This is a genomic window from Martinezella lusitana (assembly GCF_900094565.1).
Lineage (GTDB): Bacteria > Pseudomonadota > Alphaproteobacteria > Rhizobiales > Rhizobiaceae > Rhizobium > Rhizobium lusitanum.
Window position 1 is genome coordinate 1 of record NZ_FMAF01000068.1, and the last position, 5,697, is coordinate 5,697.

Genomic DNA, 5,697 nt, shown 5'->3' on the forward strand with positions numbered 1-5,697 from the left:
TTGAAATGGGATTTCACCGGTAACCCCGTATCAACTGATATCCAAATCTTCCAGTAATCAACCTGTTGGTACGATAGGTGGTCGTAAGACCAAATTTCGGTCTGGACGCCATCTATCGTTTCGCTCCCGAGATGTTCGCAGTTTTCGAGATCATTGGTTTTTGAATATTGGCGTGGTTCTACATGCCACGGTTTGGAATCGCCATGCCACCACTGCTTAGTGTCAACATATAGGGTGGTAAAATGGATTGCCTCAAGAGAATTGGTGCCGACCAACCGAATTCGTGGTGTGGCATTGAATTTATCCGTCATGGCCCTGACAGACGCGCATGCGTCATCTGCGGCAAAAGCTGGTGTCATTTCCGCGATGTGGGTCAAGATCGCAAGTGCCACCGTCAGAGCCATGGCGTGTATTTTCATGAAAGTCTCTCCCTACCCGAACATCGATCATGGAAATACCAGAGGCCGTGAAAGCTGTCACGTCGCTGACGAGAGTTACGGTTGCCTGCAGCGTTGCCGTGCGGCCCATCACTTACTGCCTTGATTGAGATAGCCTACATGCCGTCCGCTTAGGGCCGATATTGTTGAAAAACTCATTGCGTTGATTTTCGGCCTGAGCGTGCTGAAATGGAATTGCGTCACGGTGTGGCAGCGCCCATTCGAACGCAAGGAAATTCGTCTTGAGGGCGATGAGAGGAATTTCGTTTCGGTGACCGTTCGCGCAGATCGCTCCGGCGTTCATTCTCGGGAGTTTTTCAACAATATCGAACAACTGCAGACATCTTACCGAGCGCCCGTGCTACTTCTGCTACAAGAAAGCGGTTTTTAGAAGTTCGCTTATGAGTTCGAGAAAGCCTCGTAACGTCACGCTTCCCAGTATCAATCCCGCTATAGCACCGAGGGGCGCAAATAAAATCATCGCCAGTACACCCGCTAGATGAAAGCCTAAGAGACCCGCGAGCAGTATACCCAAGCAGCTTAGAGTGAACATGGCCACTCTGCGAGCTTTAGTCATTCTGTCGAAACCCGGCCATACTGCCATTTCCGTCCCAATCTAAGAGAGTACTTCAACGGAGGATGGTGTGTGTTGGAGGTAATCGTCAAGGGGCAGTCTCACTGTTCCACATTACCCGTTTCGAGACGGGCCGCCGCTTCGGCCCGAAAGTGAAAATGAAATCGCAAACTGACGCTCTACCGACTAGTTCTCGTCCGTTCGTCCGAACCGGCGAGGCGTGAGGAATGCCGAAGGCGTGGCGGGCGTGCCCGGCGCGCTATTCGGCGCAACCTTGCCGCCAGCATCAGACGGGACGGACGAGCCGCCACCTTCACTCTTGCCCCTGCTCTCGTCTTCGGTCGCCGACTTGCCGTCATAGAGCCGCCCGGAAACGTCGACCTCAAAGCCCGATGTCTTTGTGTATTTGGAGCGCGCCGTTTTGATGATGTAGGGCACGCCGTCCAGCCCAGGACGAACCTGCGCGAACAGAAGCGGCAAGCCCGCCTCTATGTCGGCATCACCTAACACCGTCACCGAAACAGCGCCCTCCCCGCGCGCAAGCTCTTTCGCCTTGGCGCGAGCTGCCTTGTCGGCTTCAGCCGGCGAGGAAAAGGCTTCGGGAATGCGGTAAACGCTGTCGCCATCGGCATCCGCTTCCGCCTCGATTTCGACCCGCTTCGCCTTGTCGACATCCTGATAGTAGGACACAACCTTGCTGTATTTCGTGCGGTCGTTGATATCGACTTTCAGCGTGCCGGTTTTGATGACAGCGGGTGTCAAGATGATCGAGCCAAGCGACGAGCCGGAAGCCGAGAGGCCAGAGCCGCGCCGGGCAAACAATAGCCGCCCCTGCTTGATGGCGAACAGCGCATTATGCCGGTCAGCCAGCCGCCGCAGAAAATGGATATTCGTCTCGTCTTGCTGGCCTATCCAGTCGTAAGTATGCCCGGCAAGATCGCCGTCCACGGCGGGCGCTAATCCACTTTCACCGGCAATCTCCGCAATGATGTCGCCGAGCTTGGCCTTGTCCCATGCCCGTTCCTGCCGTTCTTTCAGCTTGCCGCTGCGAAGGTCCGCCGCCTTGCCGGAAATCGACATCTTATAGGGCAGACAATCGAGACTGATCTTGTCAGCCGTGAATTGTCCCTTCGTAATGAGGTTGTTGCCGTACCCCATTTTGACCGAGATCACCGCACCCTTGCGCGGCAGAGCAAGGAAATTCGGCGGGCCGTCGTTCAGCTCGATATCGACCGTATCCGACTTCAACCCCTCTTCATCCGTCACCGTGACGGAAATCAGCCGTTCATAGAATTGGCCCGCGACGGGAACGCCATCGACGGTAATTTCAACACGAGGATGCATGTTCAATCCCAAAGGCTAGTCAGCCGACGTTCCACGCTCACGCTTGGCATGTCCGGCATCGAAATTTGTGTACCGAGCGGCAAGATCGGGCCGAGGCCAGCAAGTCCCGGATTGACGGCAAGCACCGCCTCAACAACCCCGGACGTTCGTCCGTAATGAGAGAGGCAGGCGATATCGACCGTCTCGCCCTGTCTCGTTGTGTAAGTCTTTGCCATGCGATCACCGGAAAAGTTCGGAGAGGAAAGAGGTCGCGCTATCGACCACGCCGCCGGCACCCGTCGCTGTCTCCGCCGTGCTTCGCTTGAGCGAGATCACATAGGCGTTACGGCGAGGCGCACCGCGCGCATCGTGATAGGATTGATCTTCCTCGACGGATTGCACCGTGAACATGCCGCGAATGACACCTTCCATGGCGTCACCGCTAACAAGCATCATTTCCGTGCCGGCCAATTGTGCGGCAATGATGCCGTCTAGCTGCGATTGCCCCCCGAATTCTTCGGGAAACAACACGCCCTGAATCGTCACTTCGTCGGACGTTGGTCCGGTCCATTGTTGCGGATTGAGGGTTTGGCCGACAGGTATCTCAACCCAAGGCGTGTTCACCTTGCGCTTGATCCCCTGATAGCCAAAGCCCAACGCCTCGAAGGCGTAGCCTCCGAGCATCATCGATGCTATTCCCGTCATGATATACCCTTGATTGAACATGAGGACCGAAAATGCTGGATGACGACGACGACCCCAGTGTGTCACTTATGATCCTGAGACTTGGGATGCTATTCGCCGTTGCTGCACTTGTCGGGTATCTTTTTTGGGAGATGTTCAGTGAGAGCGCCGCTCTCAGTCGGCTGTCGGCCACGGCCAATATCTATCCTTACATAGATAGATGTGACGCCAACGGCCAATTGATTGCTATCGGACAACCCAATTGCGTCGATCTTAATCACTATCTGTTCGTTCACGGTTCCGTTGACAAAGCTTTTCGCAGAGCTTGCTCGGGTAAACCGGCGGCGGTTCTATCCTTTGAGAAGGGCAAGGTAGGTATCTTCGAGATCAACATCGTCGAAAAAATATTACAGTTTCGACGTCAGAACGGTGTAAATCCACCGTGTTAACCTGCAGTAACCCATTGAGCAGTTTTACATTTCGCCTCGCGCAAAAGTTGCCTGGAATGAGGATTTGCTCGGCGCATGCGCTGTCGATCTGGCATTAGTCGCTGAACTGAGAGTCCACCGCATTCTTTACGGCAGCTCCAATTTGATTGACGGTCGCGGCAGCCGCTGCCTGCGGATCTGCGACGCCAGAAATTGAAGCCTGCACATGAACCGTCACGTTCGGCGGTTGCTGGTTTACCACCCGAACATCTTGCGTGCCGCTCGGTCTCGTCATCTCAGCAATGGAAGCGGCGTCGATACGGGTTGCAGGTCGATCCTGCATATTCACGCCCATGTGCTCCCGGAAGCTGAACCCCTTGTCTGCCGCAGCACCGAACCATGTCTTCCGATCGTTCATGGTTGACCACCAATTGGAGAACGATTCTCCTATGCCCGGCGGTTCCCGGTATTTGTCGCCATACGTGCCTTGAAAGCCCTTGCGAATGCCGTACTCGCCCGCGTAACCAAGCAAAGCGGGAATACCTCCTTTTAACAGAGCGCTACCCCCAAACTTCCCGCCCTGCATGAGCCGCGTCAATAATGACGGCGGCGGAGTGTATCGCGTCCCTAGCCCTTGGACACCCGTAGGCGTGACCCGCGCGCCTTCCGGCAAGCTGTTCGGGTGCGGCACGGTTCCCCACGGACCTGATGTTCCGGGCTTCCCGCCGGGAATTCGAGGCGTACCGCCGTTGCCCGGAACTCCCCCCTTGCCCGCCTCAGGCAATGCCGGGGCTTTCTTTCCGGGCAGAACTAAGGAGGCGAGCGTTCCAACGCCCTTCAACATTGAAAATAACGTGCTAGCGCCGGACAGCAAAAACATCGCGCTCGCTAGCTTGCGGACAGTTCCAGCGAGAAAGGCGATGCCAGCCCCCCACATTACAAGTTTAAAGCCGTAGCCAGACATCTCCCCAAAGAACTTTGCGATTGGGTTTTCGCGGATTGCATCCGTCAACTCACGAACCGAACCACCCCACTCTTTCGCCTTCATGAAAAACCGGCCAAGGTTCTCGCCCGCGTTCGGGTCTACCGGCCCAAGCATCAGGTCGCTCATGTCATTGACCATCTCGCGAATACCGCCGTCGTAGCCAAAGCCTTGCGCAAAGCCCTTCGCCCCGGCCTTGATCTGATCGAAGATCGTCGCCCGACTTCCGAGCGTATCCAAAACATCGCTGATCGACTGCGCGCCTTCGCGGATCGTGGGCAACATACTGTCGCCAACCTCCGAAAAGATGTTTGAGACTTTGTTGCCCAAAAGCTCGAGCGTGTTGCCCGTAGTGCTGGCACGCTGCTTATACTCATTCATGGCCGAGCCGGCATACTTCGTGCGGTCGCTCACGCTGGCAAGCGCATCGTCCAGTAGCTTGACGTTGCCCAGCAAAGGAATGAACGCCTTCGCCTCGTCGCCGAAGAAATCCGAGACAATGGAAATCTGTTGATCCTTCGGAGCCTTGGCGATGGCGGCGAGAACCTTTTTCAGAGCGCCGGGCGCATCCTTTTGCATCTGCTTGGCGATCTGCGGCAGGTCAAGCCCAAGCCTTTCAGCGGCGGCGCGCTGGCTTTTCTTCGCCGATGCACCGCGCGTCAACGCCTTCGTCACGTTCTGCATTGCGGTTGCGGCCACTTCCGGTTCCGCGCCGGCTGCAATCATGGCGCTGCCGATACCGGCAACCTGTTCTTTCGTGAAGCCGGCGATCTTGCCGAGCGCACCGACGCGCAGCATGAAATCCGTAATTTCAGACGCCTTGCTCGCCATGTTGTTCGACAGGTGATTCATGACATCGGCGAGGTCGCCGGTTTCGGCTACGGTCAAACCGAACTGTGTTTTCAGTTTAGCCAGGCTAGAACCGGCCTTTTCCGCCGTGATATCGAAAGCGATACCGACACGAGACGCCATCTCGGCAAAGCCCTGCAAATCCTGCGTTGCGATGCCGGATTCGCCGGCAGCGGCATAGAGAGCTGCAATGTTATTGGCGGACATCGGGATTTCGCCGGACATGCGCCTGATATTGCGGCGCATGTTCTCGAACTGCTCGCTGGACGCATCGACCACCTTTTTGACATCGGCAAAGGCGGACTCGAACTTGATCGCCTCGCCTGCCGTTGCCCGCAAGCCCTCCCTCACACCAAGATAGCCAGCACCAAATGCGACGGCCTGTCCGACCATGCTACGGATGGGTGCGAAGGTCGCCCG

At 56.4% G+C, this 5,697-nt stretch carries 6 protein-coding genes; 1 reads left to right on the top strand and 5 read right to left on the bottom strand.

What is annotated here, in order from left to right; genetic code table 11:
* The 4 genes from GA0061101_RS38280 to GA0061101_RS38300 all read right to left on the bottom strand — a co-directional run.
* On the bottom strand, window positions 1-419 hold a 419-nt coding region (locus tag GA0061101_RS38280), incomplete at its 3' end, for a hypothetical protein (protein WP_141694195.1).
* A gap of 778 nt (window positions 420-1,197) precedes the next feature.
* Window positions 1,198-2,355, bottom strand: coding sequence for a phage late control D family protein (locus tag GA0061101_RS38290; protein ID WP_092577784.1), 1,158 nt, complete (start codon window positions 2,353-2,355; stop codon window positions 1,198-1,200).
* Between the two features lie 2 nt (window positions 2,356-2,357).
* Window positions 2,358-2,570: a tail protein X gene (locus GA0061101_RS38295; RefSeq protein WP_092577787.1), complete on the bottom strand. Its 213-nt coding sequence runs from the start codon at window positions 2,568-2,570 to the stop codon at window positions 2,358-2,360.
* 4 nt (window positions 2,571-2,574) lie between these two features.
* Window positions 2,575-3,039, bottom strand: a complete 465-nt coding sequence (locus GA0061101_RS38300; RefSeq protein WP_092577792.1) for a phage tail protein — start codon at window positions 3,037-3,039, stop codon at window positions 2,575-2,577.
* Between the two features lie 32 nt (window positions 3,040-3,071).
* Between GA0061101_RS38300 and GA0061101_RS38305 the strand changes: the two genes are divergently transcribed.
* A complete protein-coding gene (locus GA0061101_RS38305; protein ID WP_092577789.1) occupies window positions 3,072-3,467 on the top strand; it encodes a hypothetical protein in 396 nt (131 codons plus the stop codon).
* A gap of 94 nt (window positions 3,468-3,561) precedes the next feature.
* On the opposite strand, the gene GA0061101_RS38310 is transcribed toward GA0061101_RS38305, so the two are convergent.
* Window positions 3,562-5,697, bottom strand: a 2,136-nt coding sequence (locus tag GA0061101_RS38310; RefSeq protein ID WP_092577794.1) for a phage tail tape measure protein, incomplete at its 5' end; no start/stop codon positions are given.

What these genes read in the sequence shown, in the direction of transcription:
- GA0061101_RS38290 (WP_092577784.1), bottom strand. Translation starts at nt 2,355, where the DNA reads ATGCATCCTCGTGTTGAAATTACCGTCGATGGCGTTCCCGTCGCGGGC.
- GA0061101_RS38295 (WP_092577787.1), bottom strand. Translation starts at nt 2,570, where the DNA reads ATGGCAAAGACTTACACAACGAGACAGGGCGAGACGGTCGATATCGCC.
- GA0061101_RS38300 (WP_092577792.1), bottom strand. Translation starts at nt 3,039, where the DNA reads ATGACGGGAATAGCATCGATGATGCTCGGAGGCTACGCCTTCGAGGCG.
- GA0061101_RS38305 (WP_092577789.1), top strand. Translation starts at nt 3,072, where the DNA reads ATGCTGGATGACGACGACGACCCCAGTGTGTCACTTATGATCCTGAGA.